This window comes from Dyella japonica DSM 16301, from assembly GCF_001010355.1.
Lineage (GTDB): Bacteria > Pseudomonadota > Gammaproteobacteria > Xanthomonadales > Rhodanobacteraceae > Dyella > Dyella japonica.
Window position 1 is genome coordinate 1 of sequence record NZ_JPLA01000186.1, and the last position, 414, is coordinate 414.

Annotated in this window: 1 protein-coding gene; it reads right to left on the reverse strand. The window is 43.0% G+C overall.

The window, feature by feature from the left end:
- Positions 1 to 337, reverse strand: a 337-nt coding sequence (locus tag Y882_RS19790; protein ID WP_211259252.1) for a 7-cyano-7-deazaguanine synthase, incomplete at its 3' end; no start/stop codon positions are given.
- Positions 338 to 414: the final 77 nt, after the last annotated feature.

Here is a 414-nt window from a genome sequence, read left to right on the forward strand (position 1 = left end):
CTTTCTTATCGTAGATTGGAATTGGGAACTCAACTAATGGAACTTCCATCACTTCCGCAATCTTACGAATAGCCTTTAACTCATTAGTTTCTGCACGACAACCATACTGGAAGTTAATGAGAGTGACATCTAAACCATTGGACTTGCACATCTGAGCTGCTACCGTGCTGTCCATACCACCACTGGCGACAACTAACGCACGTTGAGTCTGCTTATTTGGAATAAGATCAACTTCATTTTGTACATCTGTAGCTGTAACCACACTACATGAGTAAGGCTTCAGCATCTTCTTAATAGCGCGGGTCGGTAACATATCTTCCTGGCTGGCAAAATACATACCAGTATCAGTTTGGCCAATCCAAATCGGACGATAGTTACATGCTGCAAACACGCATCCAGGGAATGAATCATGTG